This window comes from Pseudomonas sp. PL-6 (assembly GCF_054110165.1).
Genome location: NZ_CM134189.1, coordinates 3,996,413 through 4,022,039 on the forward strand (window position 1 = coordinate 3,996,413; position 25,627 = coordinate 4,022,039).

23 protein-coding genes are annotated in these 25,627 nt (G+C 68.3%); 6 read left to right on the plus strand and 17 right to left on the minus strand.

The features are described 5' to 3' along the window. Positions 1 to 67: 67 nt before the first annotated feature. Entirely contained in the window at positions 68 to 715 is a 648-nt protein-coding gene (gene adk / locus ACW9UL_RS17235; protein ID WP_021444676.1) for an adenylate kinase, read from the minus strand. 222 nt (positions 716 to 937) lie between these two features. Continuing rightward, on the minus strand, positions 938 to 3,574 hold the full coding sequence (ppc, locus tag ACW9UL_RS17240) for a phosphoenolpyruvate carboxylase (protein WP_457787766.1): 2,637 nt from the start codon (positions 3,572 to 3,574) through the stop codon (positions 938 to 940). Positions 3,575 to 3,758: 184 nt separating this feature from the next. Here ppc and ACW9UL_RS17245 point away from each other — a divergent pair, with 184 nt between their 5' ends. Further along, a complete protein-coding gene (locus ACW9UL_RS17245) occupies positions 3,759 to 4,103 on the plus strand; it encodes a hypothetical protein (protein ID WP_021446420.1) in 345 nt (114 codons plus the stop codon). Between the two features lie 58 nt (positions 4,104 to 4,161). On the opposite strand, the gene ACW9UL_RS17250 is transcribed toward ACW9UL_RS17245, so the two are convergent. The 8 genes from ACW9UL_RS17250 to prfB form a co-directional block, all read right to left on the minus strand. Further along, complete coding sequence (locus ACW9UL_RS17250) at positions 4,162 to 4,482, minus strand: PA3694 family proteiin (protein WP_021446419.1); 321 nt, start codon at positions 4,480 to 4,482, stop codon at positions 4,162 to 4,164. After that, positions 4,479 to 5,372 carry an alpha/beta hydrolase gene (locus tag ACW9UL_RS17255; RefSeq protein ID WP_457787767.1) on the minus strand — a complete coding sequence of 298 codons (894 nt, stop codon included), beginning with the start codon at positions 5,370 to 5,372 and terminating at the stop codon, positions 4,479 to 4,481. Before ACW9UL_RS17255 ends, ACW9UL_RS17250 begins: the two co-directional genes overlap by 4 nt. Further along, the gene (locus ACW9UL_RS17260) at positions 5,362 to 6,108 is read right to left on the minus strand and encodes a TIGR00266 family protein (protein WP_021446417.1); all 747 of its coding nucleotides are present in this window, start codon (positions 6,106 to 6,108) and stop codon (positions 5,362 to 5,364) included. Before ACW9UL_RS17260 ends, ACW9UL_RS17255 begins: the two co-directional genes overlap by 11 nt. A gap of 144 nt (positions 6,109 to 6,252) precedes the next feature. Next, positions 6,253 to 7,542, minus strand: a complete 1,290-nt coding sequence (locus ACW9UL_RS17265) for a flavohemoglobin expression-modulating QEGLA motif protein (protein WP_021446416.1) — start codon at positions 7,540 to 7,542, stop codon at positions 6,253 to 6,255. A gap of 8 nt (positions 7,543 to 7,550) precedes the next feature. Then, positions 7,551 to 8,102 (minus strand): hypothetical protein, encoded by a 552-nt coding sequence (locus tag ACW9UL_RS17270; protein ID WP_021446415.1) that lies wholly within the window; start codon positions 8,100 to 8,102, stop codon positions 7,551 to 7,553. A gap of 43 nt (positions 8,103 to 8,145) precedes the next feature. After that, on the minus strand, positions 8,146 to 8,859 hold the full coding sequence (locus ACW9UL_RS17275) for a TetR/AcrR family transcriptional regulator (protein ID WP_457787768.1): 714 nt from the start codon (positions 8,857 to 8,859) through the stop codon (positions 8,146 to 8,148). Between the two features lie 144 nt (positions 8,860 to 9,003). Continuing rightward, positions 9,004 to 10,521, minus strand: a complete 1,518-nt coding sequence (gene lysS, locus ACW9UL_RS17280) for a lysine--tRNA ligase (protein WP_457787769.1) — start codon at positions 10,519 to 10,521, stop codon at positions 9,004 to 9,006. 46 nt (positions 10,522 to 10,567) lie between these two features. Further along, positions 10,568 to 11,663, minus strand: a protein-coding gene (prfB, locus tag ACW9UL_RS17285) for a peptide chain release factor 2 (RefSeq protein WP_457787770.1) whose coding sequence is annotated in 2 segments (ribosomal slippage) — positions 10,568 to 11,590 and positions 11,592 to 11,663 — 1,095 coding nt in all. Because the reading frame shifts where the segments join, the coding sequence is not laid out codon by codon here. Between the two features lie 169 nt (positions 11,664 to 11,832). Here prfB and ACW9UL_RS17290 point away from each other — a divergent pair. Continuing rightward, entirely contained in the window at positions 11,833 to 13,479 is a 1,647-nt protein-coding gene (locus tag ACW9UL_RS17290; protein ID WP_457787771.1) for a sensor domain-containing diguanylate cyclase, read from the plus strand. Here ACW9UL_RS17290 and ACW9UL_RS17295 read toward each other — a convergent pair. The 3 genes from ACW9UL_RS17295 to recJ form a co-directional block, all read right to left on the minus strand. Continuing rightward, positions 13,469 to 15,124, minus strand: a complete 1,656-nt coding sequence (locus ACW9UL_RS17295; protein ID WP_457787772.1) for a GMC family oxidoreductase — start codon at positions 15,122 to 15,124, stop codon at positions 13,469 to 13,471. The genes ACW9UL_RS17290 and ACW9UL_RS17295 overlap by 11 nt on opposite strands. A gap of 104 nt (positions 15,125 to 15,228) precedes the next feature. Further along, positions 15,229 to 15,951: a tellurite resistance TerB family protein gene (locus tag ACW9UL_RS17300; RefSeq protein ID WP_457787773.1), complete on the minus strand. Its 723-nt coding sequence runs from the start codon at positions 15,949 to 15,951 to the stop codon at positions 15,229 to 15,231. Positions 15,952 to 16,114: 163 nt separating this feature from the next. Further along, positions 16,115 to 17,824 carry a single-stranded-DNA-specific exonuclease RecJ gene (gene recJ, locus ACW9UL_RS17305; protein WP_457787774.1) on the minus strand — a complete coding sequence of 570 codons (1,710 nt, stop codon included), beginning with the start codon at positions 17,822 to 17,824 and terminating at the stop codon, positions 16,115 to 16,117. Positions 17,825 to 18,127: 303 nt separating this feature from the next. Between recJ and pxpB the strand changes: the two genes are divergently transcribed. Together pxpB and ACW9UL_RS17315 are read left to right on the plus strand one after the other, a co-directional pair. Beyond that, positions 18,128 to 18,832 carry a 5-oxoprolinase subunit PxpB gene (gene pxpB / locus ACW9UL_RS17310; protein WP_457787775.1) on the plus strand — a complete coding sequence of 235 codons (705 nt, stop codon included), beginning with the start codon at positions 18,128 to 18,130 and terminating at the stop codon, positions 18,830 to 18,832. Continuing rightward, positions 18,829 to 19,746, plus strand: a complete 918-nt coding sequence (locus tag ACW9UL_RS17315) for a 5-oxoprolinase subunit C family protein (protein ID WP_457787776.1) — start codon at positions 18,829 to 18,831, stop codon at positions 19,744 to 19,746. The genes pxpB and ACW9UL_RS17315 overlap by 4 nt, the downstream gene beginning before the upstream one ends. Positions 19,747 to 19,768: 22 nt before the next feature. Here the strand turns inward: ACW9UL_RS17315 and ACW9UL_RS17320 are convergent, their stop codons facing one another. Further along, positions 19,769 to 20,311 carry a YaeQ family protein gene (locus ACW9UL_RS17320; RefSeq protein WP_021446137.1) on the minus strand — a complete coding sequence of 181 codons (543 nt, stop codon included), beginning with the start codon at positions 20,309 to 20,311 and terminating at the stop codon, positions 19,769 to 19,771. Positions 20,312 to 20,444: 133 nt separating this feature from the next. On the opposite strand from ACW9UL_RS17320, the gene ACW9UL_RS17325 reads away from it, so the two are divergent. Both ACW9UL_RS17325 and ACW9UL_RS17330 read left to right on the plus strand, forming a co-directional pair. Continuing rightward, positions 20,445 to 21,644: a CaiB/BaiF CoA transferase family protein gene (locus ACW9UL_RS17325; RefSeq protein WP_457787777.1), complete on the plus strand. Its 1,200-nt coding sequence runs from the start codon at positions 20,445 to 20,447 to the stop codon at positions 21,642 to 21,644. Between the two features lie 4 nt (positions 21,645 to 21,648). After that, on the plus strand, positions 21,649 to 21,900 hold the full coding sequence (locus ACW9UL_RS17330) for a hypothetical protein (protein ID WP_021446139.1): 252 nt from the start codon (positions 21,649 to 21,651) through the stop codon (positions 21,898 to 21,900). A gap of 104 nt (positions 21,901 to 22,004) precedes the next feature. Here the strand turns inward: ACW9UL_RS17330 and thrC are convergent, their stop codons facing one another. The 3 genes from thrC to ACW9UL_RS17345 form a co-directional block, all read right to left on the minus strand. Further along, positions 22,005 to 23,414: a threonine synthase gene (gene thrC, locus ACW9UL_RS17335; RefSeq protein WP_457787778.1), complete on the minus strand. Its 1,410-nt coding sequence runs from the start codon at positions 23,412 to 23,414 to the stop codon at positions 22,005 to 22,007. A gap of 57 nt (positions 23,415 to 23,471) precedes the next feature. After that, positions 23,472 to 24,776, minus strand: coding sequence for a homoserine dehydrogenase (locus ACW9UL_RS17340; RefSeq protein ID WP_397498375.1), 1,305 nt, complete (start codon positions 24,774 to 24,776; stop codon positions 23,472 to 23,474). A gap of 103 nt (positions 24,777 to 24,879) precedes the next feature. After that, positions 24,880 to 25,605 carry a thioredoxin fold domain-containing protein gene (locus ACW9UL_RS17345; RefSeq protein WP_397488024.1) on the minus strand — a complete coding sequence of 242 codons (726 nt, stop codon included), beginning with the start codon at positions 25,603 to 25,605 and terminating at the stop codon, positions 24,880 to 24,882. Between the last annotated feature and the right edge of the window lie 22 nt (positions 25,606 to 25,627).

Sequence of the window (25,627 nt, forward strand, 5' to 3'; positions counted from 1 at the left end):
ATCCATGCACCACAAACGACAAAGGCCCCTTGCGGGGCCTTTGTCCATGGGCAACTGGCGGGAAAAATCAGGCCAGCGCGGCCAGGGTCTTGGCGGTGATTTCCTCGACGCTGCCGACGCCCGGGATGTGGCTGTACTTCGGCGTACCGGTGGCGGCGGACAGCTGCTGGTAGAAGTCCACCAGCGGCTTGGTCTGCGAGTGGTACACGGACAGGCGATGACGCACGGTCTCTTCCTTGTCGTCTTCGCGCTGCACCAGGTCTTCGCCGCTGACGTCGTCCTTGCCGGCAACCTTCGGCGGGTTGTATTCGGTGTGGTAGACGCGGCCCGAGGCCGGGTGCACGCGGCGACCGGACAGACGCTTGACGATTTCCTCGTCGTCGACGGCGATCTCGACCACGTTGTCGATGGTCACACCGGCTTCCTTCATGGCCTCGGCCTGCGGGATGGTGCGCGGGAAGCCGTCGAACAGGAAGCCCTTGGCACAATCGGGCTGGGCGATGCGCTCCTTGACCAGGTTGATGATCAGGTCGTCGGAGACCAGGCCGCCCGCGTCCATCACGCTCTTGGCCTTCAGGCCGAGCTCGGTGCCCGCCTTGACCGCCGCGCGCAGCATGTCGCCGGTGGAGATTTGCGGAATACCGAATTTCTCGGTGATGTAGCGAGCCTGGGTACCTTTGCCGGCACCGGGCGCCCCCAGCAGAATCACGCGCATCGATGTGCTCCTCAAGATTTATGTAGAAATCGGTCGGACCGCCTCAAAGGGCCAGTCTCTTGGATGTTGTGCGGCAGCTGTGGCGGCCAAAAGGTTGATCAAGATACACAGCGCCCCCCAGGCACACAAGCCGCCGAAAGTCGGATAAAAACCCTCCTGCCGACGGCTCGGACGCCGCTGCGGACGCGCCTTGCCCGGGTGTCCGCGCAGCCGTGCGGCGGCTCAACCGGTATTGCGCAAACCGGCGGCGATACCCGCCACGCTGACCAGCAGCGCCTGCTCCAGAGGGCTCTCCGGCGCCTGTTCACGCAGCCGGCAGCGCGCCAGCAGCTCGGCCTGCAACAGGTGCAGGGGATCGAGGTAGGTGTTGCGCACGCTGATCGATTCCAGGGTCTCGGCGCTGTGCGCGAGCAGCCGCGACTGCCCGGTCAGCTCCAGCACTGCGGCGCAGGCCTGCGACAATAGGTCGCGCAACTGCGCCCCCAGCGGACGCAGCGCCGGCTCGACCAGACGCTCGTCGTACAGCGCGGCGATGCTGGCGTCGGCCTTGGCCAGCACCATCTCGAGCATGTCGATGCGGGTGCGGAAGAACGGCCAGTGCTCGCGCATGCCTTTCAGCAGCTCGCCGTCGCCGCCGGCCAGGGCCTGACCCAAGGCCTGCTCCCAGCCGAGCCAGGCCGGCAGCATCAGCCGCGTCTGGGTCCAGGCGAAGATCCACGGAATCGCCCGCAGGCTCTCCACCCCGCCCTCGCGGCGCTTGGCCGGACGGCTGCCCAGCGGCAGGCGCCCCAGCTCCTGCTCCGGGGTGGCCTGGCGGAAATACTCGACGAACTGCGGGTGCTCGCGCACCACGCCGCGGTAGGCACTCACGCCGGCGGCGGCCAGGCGATCCATCATCGCCCGCCAGCTCGGCTCGGGGGCCGGCGGCGGCAGCAGGGTGGCCTCCAGCACGGCGGCCAGGTAGAGGTTGAGGTTCTGTTCGGCGATATCCGGCAGGCCGAACTTGAAACGAATCATTTCGCCCTGCTCGGTGGTGCGGAAGCGTCCGGCCACCGAGCCCGGCGGCTGCGACAGGATCGCCGCGTGGGCCGGACCGCCGCCGCGACCGACGGTGCCGCCGCGGCCGTGGAACAGCAGCAACTCGACCTGGTGCTCGCGGCACAGGCGCACCAGCGCTTCCTGGGCGCGGTACTGGGCCCAGGCGGCGGCGGTGGTGCCGGCGTCCTTGGCCGAGTCGGAGTAGCCGATCATCACCTCCTGCGGCCCGTGCAGACGCGCGCGGTAGCCCGGCAGGCCGAGCAGGCGGTCGATCACCGGGCCGGCGTTATCCAGGTCGGCCAGGGTTTCGAACAGTGGCACCACGCGTATCGGCCGGCGCAACCCGGCCTCCTTGAGCAGCAGTTGCACCGCCAGCACGTCGGAGGCGGCGCCGGCCATCGAGATCACGTAGGAGCCCAGCGAGGCGGCCGGCGCGGCGGCCACTTCGCGGCAGGTGGCGAGCACCTCGGCGGTGTCGGCCGAGGGCCGGTAGTCGCTCGGCAGCAGCGGCCGACGGTTGTCCAGCTCGCGCTGCAAAAAGCTCAGCCGCGCCGCCTCGTCCCACTCGGCGTAGCGGCCCAGGCCCAGGTAGTCGGTGATTTCCGTGAGCGCCGCGGCATGCCGACTGGAGTCCTGGCGCACGTCCAGGCGCACCAGGAACAGGCCGAAGGTGGCCGCACGGCGCAGGCAGTCGAGCAGCGGGCCGTCGGCGATCACGCCCATGCCGCAGGCGTGCAGCGACTGGTAGCAGAGCTGCAGCGGCGCCAGCAGGTCGTGGTTGTCCTGCAGCACCGCGGCGCTCGGCGCCACTTGCGCGGCGAGCGCCTGCTGCGCCCAGCTGCGAGTCTCGCGCAGGCGTTCGCGCAGTTGCTTGAGCAGCGCCCGGTAGGGCTCGGCACTGTCGCCGACCTGGGCACGCAGCTCGGCGCTGGCCTGCTGCATGGACAGCTCGGCGGCCAGCTGGTCGACGTCGCGCAGGTACAGGTCGGCAGCCATCCAGCGCGCCAGCAACAGCACCTCGCGGGTGACCCGGGCGGTGACGTTGGGGTTGCCGTCGCGGTCGCCGCCCATCCAGGAGGCGAAGCGGATCGGCGCCGCCTCCAGCGGCAGGCGCAGGCCGGTGGCGGCCTGCAGGCTGCGGTCGGCGCGGCGCAAAAATTGCGGCACGGCCTGCCACAGCGAGTGCTCAATCACCGCGAAGCCCCACTTGGCCTCGTCCACCGGGGTCGGCCGGCTGCGGCGGATCTCCTCGGTATGCCAGGCCTCGGCGATCAGCCGCTGCAGGCGCTGGACGCTGCGCTCGCGCTCGTCCGCCAGCAGGTCGCTGTGATCCAGCGCCGCCAGCTGTGCGGCGATGGCGTCGTACTTCTGGATCAGGGTGCGCCGCGCCACCTCGGTGGGGTGGGCGGTGAGCACCAGCTCGATATCCAGGCGGCCGAGCTGACGGGCCAGCTCGTCGGGCTTCTGCCCGGCGGCGAGCAGGCGCGCCAGCAGCTCGTCGAGCACGCGCAGCTCGAACGGCTCGGGCTCGTCGCCGCGGCGCCGGCGCACGCGGTGCTGCTGCTCGGCGATATTGGCCAGGTTGAGGAACTGGTTGAAGGCCCGCGCCACCGGCAGCAGTTCGTCGTCGGCGAGGTCGCCGAGGGTGCTGGCCAACTGCTCGGCGCCGGCCGCCGAGCCGCGCCGGCCGGCCTTGGCGCCCTTGCGGATGCGCTCGATCTTGTCGAGAAACTCGGCGCCCAGCTGGGTGCTGATGGTTTGTCCGAGCAGTTCGCCGAGCAGGTGCACCTCTTCACGCAGGCGCGCATCGATTTCCGCCATATCGCCCTCTCGTTCCAAGCCGCGGCTTGCGCCACACAGGCCTCAAGAGTGCCCAGCGCGCCAACTTCTTACAAGGGCGCGACGCACGGCGCGGCGGCCGCGCGTAGTGGGTCTAGGCTTGAGATAGGCGCTTGCGGCGTCCGCCAGCCGGTCACCGCCGGCGCCGTCCATCAGGAGCCCTATCATGAAAATTCGAGAGCTGGTCAACCATTGGGAACAGAACGCCCGGGGCCGCCTGACCCCGAGTCAATACCACATCCACCTGGATATCGAAGCCGCCGCGCGCCTGGCGGCCCTGACCGAGATGTATCCCAAGCATCACGCCGAGGAACTGCTCGGCGAGCTGATCGGCGCGGCGCTGGAAGAGCTGGAGGCCAGCCTGCCCTACGTGCAGGGCAGTCAGGTGGTGGCGCAGGACGAACAGGGCGACCCGTTGTACGAGGACATCGGCCCCACCCCGCGCTTTCTCGCCCTGTCGCGCAAGTACCTGCGCGAGCTGAGCGCCCAGGCCAAGGGCGCGGCGCACTGAACGTCCGCTAGTCCGCCGGCGTGCCGCGGCAGCGGCGGTGCGCCGCCGGCGACGCGCCTTACTGCAGCGCCGGGGTGTCCTGGCCCATGCAGCGCACGGCCTGCTTCTTGTTGTCCACCAGCACGCCGGTGAGGCCCTTCTGCTGGGTGTCGAACAGCACCAGCACGCCGTCGATGCACTGCGCCACCTGGCTGGCCGGCTTCAGCGAGACCTTGTAGTCCTCGCCGGGCACGGTCTTGAGCATGGTGAAATCCGACAGCAGCAGGGCGTCCTCGGGCTTGGCCATGTGCAGGTAGCCGTAGTACCAGAGCACGCCGATGGTACCGACTATGCTGGCGATGCCGGTAAGGATCAGGGGAATGGGGTCACGTTCGGTCATTGCGGACTCTCGATTGCGGATTCGGTGGCCGGCGGCCGGCGTTCGGCGAAGGCCTGCGGGGCGCTGACGAACTCCAGCAGCAGCTGGCGCCAGACCGGCTCGGCGAAGGTTTGCACGTGTTGCCCGCGGGTCGCCTGGAAGGCGCGCGGCGGGCGCGCAGCTTGATACAACAGGCGACCATTGGCAAATGGCACCACCTCGTCGTCAGCGCTGTGCAGGATCAGCAGCGGCAGGCCTTCGAGGGCGGCGATGCCGTGGATGGCGCTGTCGCCGTCGGGGATCAGCCAGGACAGCGGCACCTGCAGCGGCCAGGTCAGCCAGGAGCGACTCAGCGCATGGCGGGCGACGCCGCGGTAGCTGGCCGGCACCCCGTCGAGCGCCAGGGCGTGCAGCGCCGCGCGGCGCTGCGGGCGTTCGCTCAGGTAGTGCACGGCCAGCGCGCCGCCCAGGCTCTGGCCGAGCAGGATCAGCGGCTTGCCCTGCACCTCGGGCGCCTGCTCCAGCCAGGCGAAGGCGGCGTCGATGTCCTGGTACACCGCCGGCAGGCTGGGCTTGCCCTCGGACAGGCCGTAACCGCGGTAATCGAGCATCAGAACCTGGTAGCCCTGGGCCGGCAGCCAGTAAGCACCGCCCAGGTGCCAGGCCAGGTTGCCGCCGTTGCCGTGCAGGTGCAGCACCGTACCCTTGACCGCCACTCCCGGCTTGGCCGGCAACCACCAGGCATGCAGGCGCGTGCCGTCGGCGGCGCTCAGGTGGATATCGCGGTACTCCAGCTCGGCCCGCGCGGGGGTGAACGGCAGCCCCGGTTCGGGATAGAACAGCAGGCCGCTGCAGCCGCTCAGCAGGCCGCTGAGCAGCCCGACCAGCAGCAGGCGCAGTTTACTTGCCACCGCCACGCACCTCTTCGCGGGCCTGGAAGGTGGCGGCGTAGACGCGCTCGGCCAGGCGCGAGAACGGCAGGCTCTGGATCCACACCGTGCCGCTGCCCTTGAGCGTGGCCAGGAGGATGCCCTCGCCGCCGAACAGCATGCTCTTCAGCCCGCCGGCCAGGGCGATGTCGTAGTCGATGCCGTCACTGAAGGCCACCAGGCAGCCGGTATCCAGGCGCAGGGTCTCGTCGTTCAGCTGCTTGCGGATCACCGTGCCGCCGGCGTGCACGAAGGCCAGGCCGTCGCCTTCGAGCTGCTGCAGGATGAAGCCCTCGCCGCCGAAGAAACCGGCGCCGATGCGCTTGTTGAAGCGGATGCCGATGCGCGTGCCGTGGGCGGCGCAGAGAAAGGCGTCCTTCTGGCAGATCAGCCGGCCGCCGACCTGGGCCAGGTCGATCGGCACCACGGTGCCCGGATAGGGCGCGGCGAAGGCGACCCGTGCCTGGGTTTTGCCGGCATTGCTGAAGTGGGTCATGAACAGCGACTCGCCGGTGAGCAGGCGCTTGCCGGCGCCCCACAGCTTGCCCAGCAGGCCGCTGGCCGAGCCGTCGCCCATGCGCGTCTCGAAGCGCACGCCCTCGGTCATGTAGTTCATCGCCCCGGCTTCGGCGATCACCGTCTCGCCGGGGTCGAGGACGATCTCCACCGACTGCGCCGAGCTGCCGAGGATTTCGTAGTCGAGTTGATGGCTGGGCATCAAGCAGCTCCTTGCAAGTAAGCCCGGCGGCAATCCGGGCGTCGGGCTGAGCGAGGTTGGGCTTCGCCGCTGCGCGCCTCAACCCAACCTGCGACCTGCCACAGCCCCGCAGGTCGGGTTGAGCGCAGCGAAACCCAACGCAAGTCAGAGGATGTTCGCGTAGTCGGCTTCGATGCGATCCAGGCTCAGGTGGTTGAGGAAGTTGGAGAAGCACATCCAGGCCGACAGCGCGTTCATGTCCTGGAACTGCGGCGGCAGGTACTTGGGTGGCCGCACCAGGCCCTCGTCCACCAGTTTGCGCAGGGTGCGCATGTCTTCCAGGGTGGTCTTGCCGCAGAACAGCAGCGGGATCTGCTCCAGCTTGCCCTTGCGCACCGCCAGCTGGATGTAGTTGTAGATCAGAATGAAACCCTTGAGGTAGGACAGGTCCTTGGTGAACGGCAGGCCGGTCGGCAAGGAGCCGCGGAACACCCGGCTGGCGTTGCTGTAGCCGCCTTCCAGGCCGTAGCCCTGCTCGCGGAAGAACTCGAACACCTCGAGAAAATCAGCGCCCTCCTCGGCCATGTGGATGGCGCGGGTGCGGTTGGTCAGCTTGCGCAGGCGCGTGGGGTAGGAGGCGAAGGCGATCACCTCCATCAGGATCGCCAGGCCCTCCTGGGTCACCGTCGACGAGGGCGGGCCCTTGGCCAGGAAGGTGCAGATCGGCTGGGCCAGGCCGTTGAGCGTGGTGCCGACGTGCACCAGGCCTTCGTGCACCTCCAGCGCCTTGACGTCGCGCTCGTTGAAGCGCGCGTCGCTGCGGATCTTGATGTAGTCGGCGCCGGCCGCGGCATCGGCGAGGATGCCGTCGGACTCGAAGACGCGGATGGTGTCGTCGCCGAACACCCCGGCCAGGCGCTGCTGCAGGATGCTCACCGCATCGGTGGCGCCGAGCAGCTTGGGCTCGTCCTCGAGGTCGCCGCGCGCGGCGATGTTGTTGAGGTAGTCCGAGAGCATCAGGCCGAGGTCGGCCAGGGTCGGGTCGCCGGCATGGAAGGCATCGGAGGCGGCGCCGTAGAGCTCCTGGCTGATCAGGCCGAAGTCCTCGGTACCACGCGCCTCGAGCATGCGGATGACCATGCGGTATTCCTTGCACATGCGCCGCATGATCTGCCCGACCGGGTTGAACTGGCCGAGCTGGCGGGTGATGTCGCGCTCGATGTTCTGAAATTCCAGCTTCTTCGCCGCGGCGTCGAAGGCCAGCGGGCGGCCCAGGTAGTAGTCGCGATCCACCGCCGGCAGGGCCTTGCCCTTGGCCTTGAGGAAGGCGTCGCGGACGCCGTCGTCCCACTTCACCGCATCGAGCACGCGAATCGGCGTCTGCGCCTCGACGATGCGGTCGCTCAGGGCACGGATGCCCAGTTGGTAGTCGTCCAGTTTCTGCTGGCTGTTCATCGCAATTCCTAGTCGCCGGCCCGCTGGTAGCGCGCCACCTCGACGAACAGATCGGCGTTGGCCGGGTCGTCGAGGTAAGCGAACACCTGGTCCAGCGAGCTGGTGATCAGCGCGCCGTCGCCTTCGGGCATGCTTACCGTCTCGCCCTCCAGCAGGCCCTTGCTCATGTCCTGGAGGATGCGCTCGGTATCCAGGTTGTATACCACCAGCTCGTTGCTGCGGGTCAGCTCGAAACCGGCGATGGCGAAGTTGGCGCCCAGGCTCTTCGGCAAGCCGGCGGACAGGTACCAGCGGCGGCCGTGGTGGGCGACGGTGAAACCGAATTCCTCGAGGCTGTCGAGGTTGTCCGGGCTGCCCTCGTAGATGCGGGCCTTGTACAGGTTGGAGCCGGCCCGACTGACCTCCAGATAGAGCTGCTCGCCCCACTCGTCCTGACGGGTCCACTCGCCCAGCAGCGGCATGGGCGCCGCCTCGTTGGCCGGAATCGGGTCCTTGAAGGTGACCAGGCAACCAGTCAACAGCAGGAAGGACAAGGCGACCACTGCGCGCCAGGCTTTCATTTCGCTCTCCTTGTGAAGACCGTTCGACCCCGTGGCCGACGGTTTACAACCCCAGAACCAGGTTCATATAGCGTTTAAGGATGGCCAGCATTCCCTCGCTGTCCAGATGCTCGACGCCGTCCAGCAGGCCCTGATACTCCATCCGCACGATGGTGGCCGTCAACAGCACGGCATCCTGCTCCGGCTGGCGCGAACCGAGCACCTCGAAGAAGTGGGTGACGCCCTGCTGGAGGATCTGCCGGTGGGCGCGCACCAGATCGCGCAGGCGCGGATTGAGCAGCGCCTCCTGCTGGAACGCCTGTTCGGCGATCAGGTGGTCGCGGCGTTCGCGCAGCTGGCGCTGCACGTACTGCACCGCCAGCGCGGCGATCTCGTCGGCCAGCTGCCGGCGCGCCGCCTCGCTGCCGTCCAGGCGCCCGACCAGATTCGCCAGCAGGCCCTGGGTACTGTCCCAGAAGGCCGCCATCTGCGCCGCGCTGCGCTCGACGAACTGGGCGAAGGTGTCGGTGATGAGGTCGTCGATGTCCTTGAAGTAGTAGGTGGTGGCCGACAGCGGCACCTGCGCCTCGGCCGCCACCGCGCGATGGCGCACGGCGCGCACGCCGTCGCGCACGATGATGCGCATGGCGGCGTCGAGAATTGCCTGGCGGCGCTGCTCGCTGCCCTGACGGCTGGCCTTGCGGCCCTGGTACTGGACGCTTTCGGCGACGGCATTGGCCGCCTGGGTGGCACTCGGTGGGACAGGCGCACGGCTCACGGCAGGTCGATCCTCTACGTTCCGGTTATGACATAGCAGAGTAATGGGTTCGGTAGACAAGCAAAAGATTGCACAGTTGCCGGCGCCAGGCAGGCGGCCCGGGCGCAACAAAAAGCCGCCCGAAGGCGGCTTGTGGCGAGAACCTCAGGCCTGCGGGCGCATGTGCGGGAAGAGGATCACGTCGCGGATCGACGGCGAGTTGGTCAGCAGCATCACCAGGCGGTCGATGCCGATGCCTTCGCCGGCGGTCGGCGGCATGCCGTACTCCAGGGCGCGGACGAAGTCGGCATCGTAGTGCATGGCCTCGTCGTCACCGGCGTCCTTGTCGGCCACCTGCTGCATAAAGCGCGCGGCCTGGTCTTCGGCGTCGTTGAGCTCGGAGTAGGCGTTGGCGATCTCGCGGCCACCGATGAACAGCTCGAAGCGGTCGGTGACGCTCGGATCGTCGTCGCTGCGACGGGCCAGCGGCGAAACCTCGAACGGATAGCGGGTGATGAAATGCGGCTGCTCCAGCTTGTGCTCGACCAGCTCCTCGAAAATCATCACCTGCAGCTTGCCCAGGCCTTCGAAGCCGAGCACCTTGGCGCCGGCCTGCTTGGCGATGGCGCGAGCCTTGTCGATGTCATTGAGGTCGGCGGCGGTGATGTCCGGGTTGTACTTGAGGATCGAGTCGAACACCGACAGGCGCACGAAGGGCTCGCCGAAGTGGAACACCTTGTCGCCGTAGGGCACGTCGGTGCTGCCGAGCACGGCCAGGGCCAGCTCGCGGAACAGCTCCTCGGTCAGGTCCATGTTGTCTTCGTAGTCGGCGTAGGCCTGGTAGAACTCGAGCATGGTGAACTCGGGGTTGTGCCGGGTGGAGACGCCTTCGTTACGGAAGTTGCGGTTGATCTCGAAGACTTTCTCAAAGCCGCCGACCACCAGCCGCTTGAGGTACAGCTCCGGGGCGATGCGCAGGAACATCTGCATGTCCAGGGCATTGTGGTGGGTCTCGAAGGGCTTGGCCGCGGCGCCGCCGGGGATGGTCTGCAGCATCGGGGTTTCCACTTCAAGGAAACCGCGCTCGCTGAGGAAGCGGCGGATATGGCCGATCACCTGCGAGCGCACGCGGAAGGTGTCGCGCACCTCCTCGTTGACGATCAGGTCGACGTAGCGCTGGCGGTAGCGCTGCTCGGTGTCGGTCAGGCCGTGGTGCTTGTCCGGCAGCGGGCGCAGCGACTTGGTCAGCAGGCGCACGTTCTGCATGTCGACGTACAGGTCGCCCTTGCCGGAACGGGCCAGGGTGCCCTCGGCGGCGATGATGTCGCCCAGGTCGAAGTGCTTGACCGCGTCCAGCTGCTCGGCCGGCAGGGTCTTGCGGTTGACGTAGACCTGCAGGCGCCCGGAGGTGTCCTGGATGACCATGAAGGCGCCGCGGTTGAGCATGATGCGCCCGGCGACCTTGACCGGAATGGCGGCCGCTTCCAGCTCTTCCTTGGTCTTCTCCGCGTACTCTTTCTGCAGCTCGGCGCACAGGCTGTCGCGGCGGAAATCGTTGGGGAAGGCATTGCCCTGCTCACGGACGGCAGCCAGCTTTTCCTTGCGCTGGGCAATCAGCTTGTTTTCTTCGTGCTGCCGTTCTTCGTGGGAGAGGCTTTGCGGGTCGAGTTGTTGGTCGCTCATGGTCGTTATCTGCCTGACGCGTAAATGCAAATGGGGTTTGGGAGGGTTACAGGCCCTGCTTGAGGCTGGCCTCGAGGTACTGGTCGAGGTCGCCATCGAGGACCTTCTGGCAGTCGCTGCGCTCGACGCCGGTCCGCAGATCCTTGATGCGCGAGTCATCGAGCACGTAGGAACGGATCTGGTGGCCCCAGCCGATGTCGGACTTGGAGTCTTCCAGGGCCTGGGACGCGGCGTTGCGCTTCATCATCTCCAGCTCGTACAACTTGGCCCGCAGCATTTTCATGGCGGTGTCCTTGTTGGCGTGCTGGGAACGCTCGTTCTGGCAGGCCACCACGGTGTTGGTCGGCACGTGGGTGATACGCACCGCCGAGTCGGTGGTGTTGACGTGCTGACCGCCGGCGCCGGAGGAGCGGTAGGTGTCGATGCGCAGGTCGGACGGGTTGATCTCGATCTCGACCTTGTCGTCGATCTCGGGCGACACGAACACCGCCGAGAACGAGGTGTGGCGACGGGCGCCGGAGTCGAACGGGCTCTTGCGCACCAGGCGGTGCACGCCGATCTCGGTACGCAGCCAGCCGAAGGCGTACTCGCCCTTGATGTGCACGGTGGCGCCCTTGATGCCGGCGACTTCGCCTTCGGACAGTTCGATGATGGTGGCGTCGAAGCCGCGCTTGTCGGCCCAGCGCAGGTACATACGCAGCAGGATATTGGCCCAGTCCTGCGCTTCCGTACCGCCGGAGCCGGCCTGGATATCCAGGTAGCAGTTGTTGGGGTCCATCTCGCCGCTGAACATGCGGCGGAATTCCAGCTTCTCGAGGATGTCGCGCAGGCGTTCGACTTCGGCGACGATATCGTTCACCGCGCCTTCGTCGTTCTCTTCGGCGGCCATTTCCAGCAGATCCTTGGAATCGGCCAGGCTGCCGGTGAGGTCGTCGATGGTCTCGACGATCTGCGCCAGCATGGCGCGCTCACGGCCCAGGTTCTGCGCGTACTCGGGGTTGTTCCAGACGCTGGCGTCTTCCAGCTCGCGGTTTACTTCGACCAGACGATCATGCTTGTGATCGTAGTCAAAGATACCCCCGAATGCTCTGGGTCCGCTCGGACAGGTCCTTGATGGCGTTGAGGATCGGATTGATTTCCATGGTAGTCGGCGCTCGCGGCAAATCGGACGGAAAAGCCGGCGATTATACCCGAGCGCATGCGCCCTGGCAGCCCATCATCGGCAACCGATCACAGCGTTCTGGATCAACGGCGCACTATACTTGGGCAACAGCCGACAGCAGTGGCCGCCCCCCCTGGAAATCCCCCGTCATGCCCGCATCGCACAGCCTGCGCAGCCGTATCGCCCTCCTTATCGCCCTCCTGGTCGGCGCCCTCAGCTGGCTGCTGGGCACCCTGATCGGCCAGTACAGCAGCGAACAACTACGCAACGAGGTCGGCCGCGACCTGGCGGAGCTGTCCTACGTCATGGTCGACCGCCTGGATCGCGACATGGCCGCCCGCGCCGCCGTGCTGCGGGTGCTGGGCAACCTGCAGGCGCTGCGCCAGCCGGACGATATCGGCGAGGTACGGCGCCTGCTCGACAGCCTGCAGCAGGAAATACCCAGCATCGCCTGGATCGGCTTCACCGACCCACAGGGCAACGTGCAGGCCTCCAGCAATGGCGTGCTGGAGGGCGCCAGCATCGCCCAGCGCCCGGTGTATCTGGAGGGTCGCCAGGGCCTGTTCATCGGTGACGTGCATGAGGCGCTGCTGCTGGCCAAGTTGCTGCCCAACCCCAGCGGCGAGGCGATGAAGTTCGTCGACATCAGCCTGCCGGTGCTGGCCGGCGACGGCGGCCTGAGCGGCGTGCTGGCCTGCCACCTGTCCTGGGGCTGGGCCGACGAGGTGCGCCAGTCGATCCTCGGGCCCATGCAGGATCGCCGCAGCGTCGAGTTCTTCGTCATCGGCCGGGACCGCGACATCCTCCTCGGCCCGCGCTCGATGATCGGCCAGCGCCTGCACCTGCCGACGCTGGACGAGCTGGCCCCGGGCAACAGCCAGTGGACGGTGCAGCAGTGGCCGGACGGCGTCGACTACCTCACCGGCCTGACCCTGAGCCAGGGCTATCACGACTACCCCGGCCTGGGCTGGACCGTGGTGGCGCGCCAGCCGCTGGAGCAGGCCTACGCCCCGGCGCGCCGCCTGTTGTTCAGTATCCTGCTGTGGGGCAGCGGCCTGGCCCTGCTGTTCGCCGTGCTCGGCTGGCTGCTCAGCGGCTATTTCATCCGTCCGCTGCGGCAGATCGCCGACGCCGCCGACCGCCTCAGTGCCGGCGAGATCACCGAGATCCCCGACCTGCGCGGCAGCCGCGAGATCGAGCAGCTGAGCCAGTCGATCCGCCACCTGGTGGAAAGCCTGACCCAGCAGCAGACCGCCCTCGGCGCCATGGAGACCCTGGCCCACCACGATGTCCTCACCGGCCTGCCCAACCGCATGGCGCTGGAGAAATTCCTGCCCCAGGCGCAGCAGCGCGCACGCCTGCAACAGGGCTGCCTGGCCCTGCTGTATCTCGACCTGGACGGTTTCAAGCCGGTCAACGACAGCTTCGGCCACGCCGCCGGCGACCACCTGCTGCGCGAAATCGCCCAGCGCCTGCGCCATTGCCTGCGCGACGGCGACATGGTGGCGCGCCTGGGCGGCGACGAGTTCCTTATGGTGCTGCAGGTGCCCGGCCAGGAGGCGCTGCAGCAGGCCAGCCTGGTCGCCGAGCGGGCCATCGCCGCGCTCGGCCAGCCGGTGCTGCTGGAAGTGGGGCGCGTCGCCATCGGCTGCAGCATCGGCGGCGCCATCTGGCCGCTGGATCACGCCGAGCTGGACGAGGCCCTGCAACTGGCCGACCAGGCGCTGTACCGGGCCAAGCAGGGCGGGCGCAATCGCGCCGAATTCCAGCGTCAGGCGGCTGCGCTCAGCCCGTAACCGCGACAACCCGAGGCGACGCGGCCAGTGCCGGCCGCCGCGCGTCCTCGGCGATCAGCGTTGCGGCCTTCTCGGCGATCATCAGCACCGGCGAGCAGGTGTTGCCGGAGACGATGCTCGGCATGATCGAGGCATCGGCGATGCGCAGCCCGGCGATGCCGTGCACGCGCAGGCGGGCGTCGACCACCGCGTCGCGGCCCTGGCCCATGGCGCAGGTGCCCACCGGATGGAAGATGGTGGTGCCGATCTCCCCCGCCGCCCGCCGCAGATCGTCCTCGCTGCGATAATCCGGCCCCGGTTTGTATTCCTGCGGACCGTAGGGCGCCAGCGCCGGGGCGGCGACGATGCGCCGGGTCAGGCGGATGGCGTCGGCCGCCACCTGCAGGTCGCGTTCGTCGCTCAGGTAGTTGGGCCGGATCGACGGCGCGACGCCGGCCTCCGCCGCGGCGATCTCGATGCGCCCGCGGCTGTGCGGACGCAGGTTGCACACCGAAGCGGTGAAGGCCGGGAAATCGTGCAACGGCTCGCCGAAACGCTCCAGCGACAGCGGCTGCACGTGGTACTGCAGGTTGGCGCGGGCCTGACCGGGATCGGATTTGGCGAAGGCGCCGAGCTGGCTGGGCGCCATCGACAATGGCCCGCTGCGCTTGAGCAGGTACTCCAGGCCCATGCCCAGCTTGCCCCAGGGGCTGGCGGCGATGCGGTTGAGGGTCTTTACGCCGTTGACCCGGTAGATCAGGCGCAGCTGCAGGTGATCCTGCAGGTTCGCGCCGACCCCGGGCAGCTCATGGCGCACGCCGATGCCCAAGCGTTCGAGCAGGGGCCTGGGGCCGATGCCCGAGCGCTGCAGCAGCGCCGGGGTGCCGACCGCGCCGGCACACAGGACGATCTCGCGACGCGCCGCCACGCCGAGCGTGCGCCCCTGCCAGCGCAGCTGCAGGGTGCGGGCCCGTCCCTCGGCCAGTTCCAGGCGCTCGACCTCGGCACCGGTCAGCACCTGCAGATTGGCGCGCTGGCGGATACCGCGCAGGAAGGCCTTGGACGCATTCCAGCGCACGCCGCGCCGCTGGTTGACCTGGAAGTAGCTGCAGCCCTCGTTGTCGCCGCCGTTGAAGTCCTCGACGCTGGCGATACCGCTCTGCGCCGCGGCTTCCCGGAAGGCCTCGAGGATCTCCCAGGACAGCCGCTGACGCTCGACCCGCCACTCGCCGGCACCGCCGTGCAGCGCGCTGGCGCCAGCGAAGTGGTTTTCCGTGCGCTTGAACAGCGGCAGCACGTCGCGCCAGGCCCAACCGGGATTGCCCGCCGCGGCCCAGGCGTCGTAGTCGGCGGCCTGGCCGCGCATGTAGATCATGCCGTTGATCGACGAGCTGCCGCCGAGCACCCGCCCGCGCGGGTACTTCAGCGCGCGACCGTGCAGGCCGGGCTCGGCCTCGGTGCTGTAGCACCAGTCGGTGCGCGGGTTGCCGATGCAGTAGAGATAGCCGACCGGAATATGGATCCAGGGGTGGTTGTCGCGCCCACCGGCCTCGATCAGCAGCACGCTGACGCCGGGGTCGGCGGACAGGCGGTTGGCCAGCAGGCAGCCGGCAGGACCGGCGCCGACGATCAGGTAGTCATAGGCATCCAGGGGCGCTGGCGACATGGGCATCCTCGCGTGTCGTTCTGGTCATTGGCCACCAGCCTAGAACAGGCCGGGGGCGAGGATGAATGATCTTTTGGTCTGATAGCCCCGCCCGGCGCCCCGACTCAGACCGCGCTCAGTTCGACCCGCACCTGGGCTTCCAGCTCGCGCTTGAGCGCCGGATCGAGCTTGAGCTGGCGGGACAATTCCTCGAGGTAGGCGCGTTCCATAAAGTGCTCCTCGTCCACCATCAGCACGCTGGCGATGTACATCTCCGCAGCCATCTCCGGTGTGGCGGCGGCGCGCGCCACCTCGGCCGGGTCGAGCGGCTTGTTCAGCTCGGTGTGCAGCCACTGCTGCAGCTCGGCGTCCTGTGCCAGCTTGCCCAGCTCCTCTTCGATCAATTGGCGCTCGCGCTGGTCGACATGACCGTCGGCCTTGGCGGCGGCCACCAGCGCCTTGAGGATGGCGCGGCTGTGCTGCTCGACCTGCGGCGCCGGCAGGCGATCCAGGGTCTGCGGCTCCACCGGCTGCGGGCCACCCTGAGCGGCCTGCTGCGCCTGCCAGTTACCGTAGGCCTTGTAGGCGATCACGCCGAGCGCGGCCAGGCCGCCATAGGTCAGCGCCTTGCCGCCCATCTTGCGCGCCTTCTTGTTACCCAGCAGCAGGCCTACCGCGCCGGCGGCCAGGGCGCCGCCACCGGCTCCGGAGAGCAGGCTGCCGAGACCGCTGCCGGAGAGCAGCCCGCCCAGGCCGCCGGCGCTGCCCTGGGTCTGACCGGAGGAGGGTTTCTGCATGGCCTGCTGGCCGGCCTTGAGCAGTTGGTCGAGCAGATTGCTGGTGTTCATCACGGGTTCTCCTGCAGGTGGGCGGCGTAGCATCCGACCCTGGCCGTGCAGGGAAATTCCGGATGTTCCAGGCGCCCGCACTGGGCGCTGGCGCCAGGAGTTTCTAGCAGAGTTCGGCGCCGCCGGCCGGCGCCTTTGGTTACAGCGGATTTCGCCCTGCCCCTCAGCGTGGGGCGATATGCGCCACCAGCAGCTGCACGCTCTCGTTGCCGCGGAACTCGTTGAGGTCGAGCTTGTAGGCCAGTTCGGCCCAGCGCAGCGTCGGGTTGGGCCAGACCTCGCGGTCGATATTGAAGGCGATGCCGTCGAGCTGCACGCTGCCGCATTCGGTCTTGAGCACCAGCTTGAGGTGACGTTCGCCGACGATGCGTTGCTGGACGATCTGGAACACGCCATGAAACAGCGGCTCGGGGAAATGCTGGCCCCAGGGCCCGGCATTGCGCAGGGCGCGGGCCAGCTCCAGGTGGAACTCGGTGGCGTCGAGCTGGCCGTCGGAGAGCAGGCGCCCGGTCAGGTCGTCCTCGCTGAGCTGGCGGCGCACCTCGGCGTCGAAGGCGGCGGCGAAGGCGCCGAAATTTTCCTGCGGCAGCGACAGGCCGGCGGCCATGGCGTGCCCGCCGAACTTGCTGATCAGCCCCGGGTGTTTGGCCGCCACGGCGTCCAGTGCATCGCGGATATGCAGCCCCGGCACCGAGCGCGCCGAGCCCTTGAGCAGGCCGTCGCCGGCATCGGCGAAGGCGATAGCCGGGCGGTGGTAACGCTCCTTCAGGCGCGAGGCGAGGATGCCGATCACCCCCTGGTGCCAGTCGGCCTCGAACAGGCACAGGCCGAACGGCATGTCCTGCAGCGGCAAGTCCTTGAGCTGGGCCAGGGCCTCGCGCTGCATGCCCTGCTCGATGGCCTTGCGGTCCTGGTTGAGCTGATCGAGCTGCACCGCCATGTCGCGGGCCAGCGCCTCGTCGTCGCACAGCAGGCATTCGATGCCCAGGCTCATGTCGTCCAGGCGCCCTGCCGCGTTCAGCCGCGGGCCGAGGATGAAGCCGAGGTCGGTGGAGGTGATGCGCCGATGGTCGCGCCCGGCGACTTCGAGGATCGCCCGCAACCCCGGCCGCGCACGCCCGGCACGAATGCGCGCCAAGCCCTGGTGCACCAGGATGCGGTTGTTGGCATCCAGCGGCACCACGTCGGCGACGCTGCCCAGGGCCACCAGGTCGAGCAGCTCGCCGAGGTTCAGCTCGGCGCGGCTGGCGAACCAGCCCAGCTCGCGCAGGCGCGCACGCAGCGCCAGCAGCACGTAGAACATCACCCCGACACCGGCCATGGCCTTGCTCGGGAACTCGCAGCCCGGCTGGTTGGGATTGACTATGGCATCGGCCGCCGGCAGCTCCGCCCCCGGCAGGTGGTGGTCGGTGACCAGCACCTTGAGCCCGGCGGCCTTGGCCGCGGCCACGCCGTCGACGCTGGAGATGCCGTTGTCCACCGTCAGCAGCAGGTCGGGCTGGCGCTGCAGCGCCACCGCGACGATTTCCGGGGTCAGGCCGTAGCCGTATTCGAAGCGGTTCGGCACCAGGTAATCGACATGCGCGGCGCCGAGCAGGCGCAGGCCGAGCACGCCGACCGAGCTGGCGGTGGCACCGTCGGCATCGAAGTCGCCGACGATGAGGATGCGCTGGCGCTGCTCCAGCGCCTCGACCAGCAACTGCACCGCCGCCTCGATGCCCTTGAGCTGCTGAAAGGGGATCAACCGCGCCAGGCCCTTGTCCAGCTCCTCGGCGGACTGCACGCCACGGGCGGCATAGAGGCGGGTCAGCAGCGGCGGCAGGTTGCCCAGGTCGGGCAGTTGCACGGGCAGCGGGCGAAGGTCGATGCGCATCAATCGGATTCCGGCATGGCGGCGCGCGCCATCGTGGGCGCAGGCAACGGGGTCAAGGCTAAGCGGCGGCGCTGGGCACGGCCCCTGCGTCCGGCCGCCCGGGCCGCGAGTCGGCAAGCATACAGCAAAGCAGCCCGGCCACGGCTTGCGAGCGGCCGCTGGCCTCTCTCAGAATGAAGGCGACCTTTCCATCCGCCGGCCCCAGGCCCAGGCAAGCCGCCAGAGGACACCGATGCACCGTCCCTTCCCCGTTGCCGAGCTCGCCGCCCACCGCCCCGTCCCGGGGATGCGGAGCCTGCGGCCATGACCCCGCGCATCGAGGTGGTCGGCATCGACTGCCTGATCCTGCGCCTGTTCGAGCGGATCGAGGAAAGCAACATGCCCTGGCTGCTGGCCGCCGGCGAACGGCTGCGCGCCGCCTTCGGCCCGGCGATGGTGGACCTGGTGCCCTCCTACACCACCCTGCTGCTGCACTACGACCTGCAGCAGCTGGACGACCGCCAGGCCCGTGCGCGGATCGCCCAGGCCTTCGAAAACCTCTCTCCGCAGGCCGATACCAACGGTCGCGAGCTGCAGATTCCGGTGTGGTACCACCCCAGCGTCGGCCCCGAGCTGGCGCTGCTCGGCCAGCGCAGCGGGCTGGGCATCGGCGGCGTGATCGAGCGCCACAGTGCACACAGCTACCAGGTGTTCGCCCTGGGTTTCGCCCCCGGCTTCGCCTTCATGGGGCTGGTCGACGAATGCCTGGCCAGCCCGCGCCTGAGCACCCCGCGCCAGCGCGTGGCGGCCGGCAGCCTGGGCATCGCCGACCGCCAGACCGCGATCTACCCGCTGGTCTCACCCGGCGGCTGGAACCTGATCGGACGCAGCCCGAGCCAACTGTTCGACCGCCGGCTGGACGGCTACAGCCTGCTGCGCCCAGGCGACCGGGTGCGTTTCGTGGCGATCGAGCGCGACGAGTTCGTGCGCCTGGGCGGCGACGACAGCCCCTTCGAGGAAACGCCATGAGCCTGTTGATCGAACGCAGCGGCGCCCTCGCCAGCCTGCAGGACGGCGGCCGCTTCGGCGTGCGCCACCTCGGCGTGACCCAGGGCGGCAGCGCCGACTGGTGCTCGCACCACTGGGCCAACTGGCTGCTGGGCAACCCGCTGGCGGCGCCGGTGGTGGAGATCGTCCTGGGTAATTTCGAGCTGCTCGCCGAGCGCGACAGCTGCCTGGCGCTGACCGGCGCCGACCTCGGCGCCAGCCTCGACGGCCAGGCGCTGGCGCCCGGGCGCAGCTTCCGCATCGGCCAGGGCCAGCGCCTGCGCTTTGCCCAGCCGCGCCAGGGCGTGCGCGCCTACCTGGCGGCGCCCGGCGGCTTTCGCGCCGAGGCGGTGCTGGGCAGTTGCGCCACGGTGCGCCGCGAAGCGCTCGGCGGCCTGCACGGCGACGGCCGCCCGCTGACGGCCAGCGACTGCCTGCAGTGGCGGGGCCCGGCGCCGGCGCCACGCGCCCTGGGTGCCGCGCAGATCGCCCGGTTCGACGGCGATGCCCTGCTGCCGGTGATCCTCGGCGCGCAGATCGGCGACTTCAGCGGGCAGAGCCTGTTCGATGCGTTCAACCTCGAATGGCGGGTCGACCAGCGCGCCGACCGCATGGGCATCCGCCTGCGCGGCCCGGTGCTGCAGTGCACGCGTCGGTCGATGGTGTCCGAGGGGGTGCCGCTGGGAGCGATCCAGGTGCCCAGCGACGGCCAGCCCATCGTCCTGCTCAACGACCGCCAGACCATCGGCGGCTACCCGCGCCTGGGCGCCCTCACCCCGCTGGCGGTGGCGCGTCTGGCGCAATGCCTGCCCGGCAGTCGGGTGCGCCTGCGGCCCATCGCCCTCGACGAGGCGCAGCGTCAGCAGCGTCGCATACTGGCGCAGTGGTGCGCCTGAGCCACCGCTCCCGCAAGCCGCCTCAGCCGCGCTCGCCGGCTAGCCACTCCAGGGGAATCTCATGCTGGCCGCGCTCGTCGGTGACGAACAGCTCGCCGTCGCTGATCATCAGGCTCCAGGACAGCGAGCGCGGCAGGTCCAGCGCCAGGTCGGCCAAGGCCTCCTGGCCGAGGGCGACCACGTTGATGTTCTTCAGGCTGCGCACTGGGTCCAGTTCCTTGCTCTGCCACACGCGCAGGTTGCCGTAGGCCACCAGGCTGAACTTCTCGGTACGCCGCGAGCACCAGGTGATGCGCTCGCTGTCCGGCTGGCCGACCTCGATCCAGTGCAGCACGCGGCCGTCCAGGCTCTTCTCCCACAGCGCCGGCTCGTCGACGTCCGACAGACCGCGGCCGAAGGCCAGTTGCTCGTGATAGAACAGCGCATAAGCGATCAGCCGCGCGGCCAGGCGCTCCTCGGTCTCCGAAGGGTGACGGGCGACGGTGAAACGCAGGCTCTCGTAGACGCTGCGGTCCATGTCAGTGAGGTTCAGGTCGATCTTATAGGTGGTCGATGGCAGGGCCATGGCGGGCTTCTTGGCTGGTCGTAAAGGCGGCAAGTCTACCCTGATCCGTCGGCCCGTGCCCTAGCGATGCGCCCGTGGCCAGGCCACCGCCAATGCAATAGGCTTGCAGGCATTCGCAGCCACAGGAGCCACCATGAGCGCGCCCAGCCAACCCCTCGCCGGCCTGAAAGTGATCGAACTCGGCAGCCTGATCGCCGGCCCCTTCGCCGCGCGCATCTGCGCCGAGTTCGGCGCCGAGGTGATCAAGGTGGAATCGCCCGACGGTGGCGACCCGCTGCGCAAGTGGCGCAAGCTCTACGAGGGCACCTCGCTGTGGTGGTTCGTGCAGGCGCGCAACAAGCGCTCGATCACCCTTAACCTCAAGCACGAAGCCGGCCGCGAGGTATTACGCAAGCTGCTGGCGGACGCCGATATCCTGATCGAGAACTTCCGCCCCGGCGTGCTGGAGAAGCTCGGCCTGGGCTGGGACGTGCTGCACGCGCTGAACCCCAAGCTGGTGATGGTGCGCCTGTCCGGCTTCGGCCAGAGCGGGCCGCTGAAGGATCAGCCGGGCTTTGGCGCAGTCGGCGAGTCCATGGGCGGGCTGCGCTATATCACCGGCTTCGAGGACCGCCCGCCGGTGCGCACCGGCATCAGCATCGGCGACTCCATCGCCGCGCTATGGGGCGTGATCGGCGCGCTGATGGCGCTGCGTCAGCGCGAGGTCAACGGCGGCAGCGGCCAGGTGGTGGACGTGGCGCTGTACGAGGCGGTGTTCGCCATGATGGAGTCGATGGTGCCGGAGTTCGACGTGTTCGGCTTCGTGCGCGAGCGCAGCGGCAATATCATGCCCGGCATCACCCCCTCCTCCATCCACACCTGCGCCGACGGCCGGCATATCCAGATCGGCGCCAACGGCGATGCGATCTTCCAGCGCTTTATGCGCGCCATCGACCGTGCCGATCTGGCCGAAGCCCCGGACCTGGCCGACAACGCCGGGCGCGATGCGCGGCGCGACGAGCTGTACGGGGTGATCGACCGCTGGGCGGCGAGCCTGCCGCTGAGCGAGGTGGAAGCGCTGCTCAAGCGCGCCGAGGTGCCGGCCAGCCGCATCTACTCGGCGGCGGACATGCTCGACGACCCGCAGTTTCTCGCCCGCGAGATGTTCCTTTCGGCCAAGCTCCCCGACGGCAAGGCGTTCAAGATGCCCGGCATAGTGCCCAAGCTGTCCGACACCCCCGGCTCGGTGGAATGGACCGGCCCGGCACTGGGCGAGCACAACGACCAGGTGCTCGCCAGCCTGGGCTACGACGCCGCGCAGATCGCCGCACTGCGCGATTCGGGCGCGATCTGAGGCCGTGGACGAGCTGCCGGAGGAGGTACGCCGCCTGCTGCGCCTGGAGCAGCGCGAGGCGGCCATCGAGCTGCTGCGCCTGCGTCAGCGCCTGAGCGAGGAAGAGGCGACCCGGCGCGTTGATCTGTATCTGGAAGAGAATCCGCCGATTCGCCCGCGCGGGCCGGCCATCCTCCTCGCCAGTAGGCTCAACGCCCTGATCTGGCTGGCGCTGATCGGCCTGAGCGCACTGCTGGCACTGATCTTCGGCGGCTGACTCGGCCATCGACCCCGGGGATCGCTGCGCTCGGGTCGAGGCGCCAGCCAGCGAAACGAAACCGGCGCCACGAGGGCGCCGGTTTGCATTGCCAGGGATAACGCTTACAGCGGCTTGCCGCGGTTGCCGTGAGCGGCGACGAACTGCTGCACGGTCTTCAGGTCGTTGGCCAGCACGGTGCAGCGCTCCTCGCGCTGGAACAGGTCGGCCAGGTGCGGCGGCAGCGCCGGCACCGCGTCGATGCCGGCCTTTTCCACCGCTTCGGGAAACTTGACCGGGTGCGCGGTGCCCAGCACCACCATGGGCGTGGCCAGACTGCGCCGGCATTCGCGGGCGGCGCGCACGCCGATGGCGGTGTGCGGGTCGAGCAGCTCGCCGCACTCGGCATAGACCTCGGCGATGGTCTCGCAGGTCTGCGCGTCATCCACCGCCAGCGAGTCGAACAGCTTGCGCGCCTCGGTCCAGCGATCGTCCTCGACACTGAAGCCGCCGCCCTGCTTGAAGGTTTCCATCAGCCCGGCGATGGCGGCGCCGTTGCGGCCATGCAGGTCGAACAGCAGGCGCTCGAAGTTGGACGACACCATGATGTCCATCGACGGCGACAGGGTCGGATGCAGCGTCTCTTTCACATACCGATTGCCGCTCATGAAGCGGTGCAGGATGTCATTGCGGTTGGTGGCGACGATCAGCTGGCTGACCGGCAGGCCCATATTGCGAGCCAAATACCCCGCAAAAATGTCGCCGAAGTTGCCGGTCGGCACCGAGAAAGCCACGGAACGCGCCGGCGCGCCGAGCTGCAGCGCAGCGTGGAAGTAGTAGACGATCTGGGCCATGATCCGCGCCCAGTTGATCGAGTTGACCGCCACCAGGCGGGTGCCCTTGAGGAAGCCCTGGTCGGCGAAGCTGGCCTTGACCATCTCCTGGCAGTCGTCGAAGTTACCTTCGATGGCGATGTTGTGGATGTTCTCACCGAGGATGGTGGTCATCTGCCGGCGCTGCACTTCGGACACACGGTTGTGCGGGTGCATGATGAAGATGTCGACGTTGTCGCAGGCCTTGCAGCCTTCGATGGCCGCCGAGCCGGTATCGCCGCTGGTGGCGCCCATGATCACCACGCGCTCACCGCGCTTGGCCAGCACATGGTCGAGCAGGCGGCCGAGCAGCTGCAGGGCGAAGTCCTTGAACGCCAGGGTCGGGCCGTGGAACAGCTCCAGCACCCACTCGTTGCCGTTGAGCTGGCGCAGAGGCGCCACGGCGTTGTGGGCGAACACGCCGTAGGTTTCCTCGAGAATCTTCTTGAAGTCGGCGTCAGCGATGCTGCCGGCAACGAACGGGCGCATCACCCGGAACGCCAGCTCGTGATAGGGCAGGCCGGCCCAGGAGGCGATTTCCTCGACGGTGAAACGCGGCAGATTTTCCGGCACGTAGAGGCCGCCGTCGCTGGCCAGGCCAGCCAGCAGCACGTCTTCGAAATTCAGGGCCGGCGCCTGGCCGCGGGTACTGATATAGCGCATGGGATAAACCTTCGTTCTGCTGCACCCGCAGGCCAAGACCTGCAGGCGGACACGGGATTAGTTGAGCTGCTCGACGCGGATACGGACGATGGGCGAGGCCACGCCGTCCAGCGCTTCCATGGCGGCGATGGCATCGAGGATACTCGCCTCCTCCACGCGATGGGTGACCAGGATCATCGGCACCAGGCCGTCCTGCTCCTCGGCTTCCTTCTGCATGATCGACTCGATGTTGATGCCGCGCTCGGAGAGGATGCTCGCCACCTGGGCCAGCACACCCGGATGGTCCTTGGCCTGGATGCGCAGGTAGTAGGCGCTCTCGCACTGCTCGATGGGCAGGATCGGGTGATCGGACAGCGAATCCGGCTGGAAGGCCAGGTGCGGCACGCGGTTGGTCGGGTCGGTGGTCAGCGCACGCACCACGTCGACCAGGTCGGCCACCACCGCCGAGGCGGTTGGCTCCATGCCGGCACCGGCGCCGTAGTACAGGGTGCTGCCCACGGCATCGCCATTGACCATCACCGCGTTCATCACGCCGTTGACGTTGGCGATCAGGCGATCAGCCGGGATCAGCGTCGGGTGCACGCGCAGCTCGAAACCGGCCTCGGTGCGGCGGGCCACGCCCAGGTGCTTGATGCGGTAGCCCAGCGCCTCGGCGTAGTTGACGTCCGCGGTGGTCAGGCGGGTGATGCCTTCGGTGTAGGCCTTGTCGAACTGCAGCGGGATGCCGAAGGCGATGGAGGCGAGAATGGTCAGCTTGTGCGCGGCGTCGATGCCCTCGACGTCGAAGGTCGGGTCGGCCTCGGCATAGCCCAGCGCCTGGGCTTCCTTGAGCACGTCGTCGAAGGCGCGGCCCTTCTCGCGCATTTCGGTCAGGATGAAGTTGCCGGTGCCGTTGATGATCCCGGCCAGCCAGTTGATGCGGTTGGCGGCGAGGCCCTCACGGATCGCCTTGATCACCGGGATGCCGCCGGCCACGGCGGCCTCGAAGGCGACGATCACGCCCTTCTCACGCGCCTTGGCGAAGATCTCGTTGCCGTGCACGGCGATCAGCGCCTTGTTGGCGGTGACCACGTGCTTGCCGTTGTCGATGGCCTTGAGCACCAGATCGCGGGCCAGGGTGTAGCCACCGATCAGCTCGATGACGATATCGATCTCGGGATTGCTCGCGACGGCGAACACGTCATCGGTGGTGGCGATGCCGGTAATGTCGTACTGCGGCTTGGGCGAGCGAATGGCGATCTGGGCAATCTCGATGCCGCGACCGGCGCGCCGGGTAATTTCCTCGGCGTTGCGCTTGAGTACATTCAAGGTACCGCCACCGACGGTACCCAACCCACAGATGCCCACTTTGACCGGCTTCACACTCAATTCCCCATCAGCACTGCACGAAACGGCCGGAGCATGCTCCGGCCGCGGATAAAGAGCCGCACCTTACGAAGCGGCTGTTTGTTAGTCAATCCACGGCTCAGTTGGACTCCAGGGCGATCTTGGCCAGCTGCGGCGCCGGCTGATAACCCGGGATCATCTTGCCGTTGGCCAGGACGATGGCCGGCGTGCCGTTGACCCCGATCATCTGGCCCAGCTCGTACTGCTTGGCTACCGGGTTGTCGCACTGCGCCTCGGCCACGCTCTGGCGGGTCTTGGCGCGGTTCATCGCTTCCTGCTGGTCCTTGGCGCACCAGACGTTGACCAGCTCCTGGGCCGCCGGGCTGCTCAGGCCCTGGCGCGGGAAGGCGACGTAACGCACCTCGACGCCCAGGCGGTTGAGCTCGGGCACTTCGCTGTGCAGCTTCTGGCAGTAGCCGCAATCGGTGTCGGTGAACACGGTGATATGGGTCTTCGGCGCCTTGGGCGCGAACACCACCATTTCCTTGGCCGGAATGGCGTTGATCTGCTTGGCCACCGCGCGGCTTTCCTCGATCTCGGTGAGGTTGACCGCCTTGCCGTCCTTGACCTGGAACAGGTAGCCCTGCATGAGGAACTGGCCGTCGGCGCTGGTGTAGAGCTGGCGCCCGCCCTTGAGCTGAACCTGATAGATGCCCGGCATCGGGCTCTCGGCGATGGCCTCGATCGGCAGGCTGGCATCCAGCGAGGTCAGGCTCTGGCGGATGGCCTGATCGGGATCGGCGGCCAGGCTGAAACTGCTGCCCAGCACCAGCGCCAGGGCAACGGAAATACGGGTCAGGGACATGAACACTCCTGTCGAACGAGGG

Coding starts and splice junctions, on each gene's coding strand:
- ACW9UL_RS17265 (WP_021446416.1), bottom strand. CDS start 7,542: ATGAACAGCCAGCAGAAACTGGACGACTACCAACTGGGCATCCGTGCC.
- recJ (WP_457787774.1), bottom strand. CDS start 17,824: ATGCGCATCGACCTTCGCCCGCTGCCCGTGCAACTGCCCGACCTGGGC.
- ACW9UL_RS17250 (WP_021446419.1), bottom strand. CDS start 4,482: ATGACCGAACGTGACCCCATTCCCCTGATCCTTACCGGCATCGCCAGC.
- pxpB (WP_457787775.1), top strand. CDS start 18,128: ATGACCCCGCGCATCGAGGTGGTCGGCATCGACTGCCTGATCCTGCGC.
- thrC (WP_457787778.1), bottom strand. CDS start 23,414: ATGCGCTATATCAGTACCCGCGGCCAGGCGCCGGCCCTGAATTTCGAA.
- adk (WP_021444676.1), bottom strand. CDS start 715: ATGCGCGTGATTCTGCTGGGGGCGCCCGGTGCCGGCAAAGGTACCCAG.
- ACW9UL_RS17270 (WP_021446415.1), bottom strand. CDS start 8,102: ATGAAAGCCTGGCGCGCAGTGGTCGCCTTGTCCTTCCTGCTGTTGACT.
- ACW9UL_RS17245 (WP_021446420.1), top strand. CDS start 3,759: ATGAAAATTCGAGAGCTGGTCAACCATTGGGAACAGAACGCCCGGGGC.
- ppc (WP_457787766.1), bottom strand. CDS start 3,574: ATGGCGGAAATCGATGCGCGCCTGCGTGAAGAGGTGCACCTGCTCGGC.
- ACW9UL_RS17325 (WP_457787777.1), top strand. CDS start 20,445: ATGAGCGCGCCCAGCCAACCCCTCGCCGGCCTGAAAGTGATCGAACTC.
- lysS (WP_457787769.1), bottom strand. CDS start 10,521: ATGAGCGACCAACAACTCGACCCGCAAAGCCTCTCCCACGAAGAACGG.
- ACW9UL_RS17320 (WP_021446137.1), bottom strand. CDS start 20,311: ATGGCCCTGCCATCGACCACCTATAAGATCGACCTGAACCTCACTGAC.
- ACW9UL_RS17290 (WP_457787771.1), top strand. CDS start 11,833: ATGCCCGCATCGCACAGCCTGCGCAGCCGTATCGCCCTCCTTATCGCC.
- ACW9UL_RS17315 (WP_457787776.1), top strand. CDS start 18,829: ATGAGCCTGTTGATCGAACGCAGCGGCGCCCTCGCCAGCCTGCAGGAC.
- ACW9UL_RS17345 (WP_397488024.1), bottom strand. CDS start 25,605: ATGTCCCTGACCCGTATTTCCGTTGCCCTGGCGCTGGTGCTGGGCAGC.
- ACW9UL_RS17295 (WP_457787772.1), bottom strand. CDS start 15,124: ATGTCGCCAGCGCCCCTGGATGCCTATGACTACCTGATCGTCGGCGCC.
- ACW9UL_RS17300 (WP_457787773.1), bottom strand. CDS start 15,951: ATGAACACCAGCAATCTGCTCGACCAACTGCTCAAGGCCGGCCAGCAG.
- ACW9UL_RS17260 (WP_021446417.1), bottom strand. CDS start 6,108: ATGCCCAGCCATCAACTCGACTACGAAATCCTCGGCAGCTCGGCGCAG.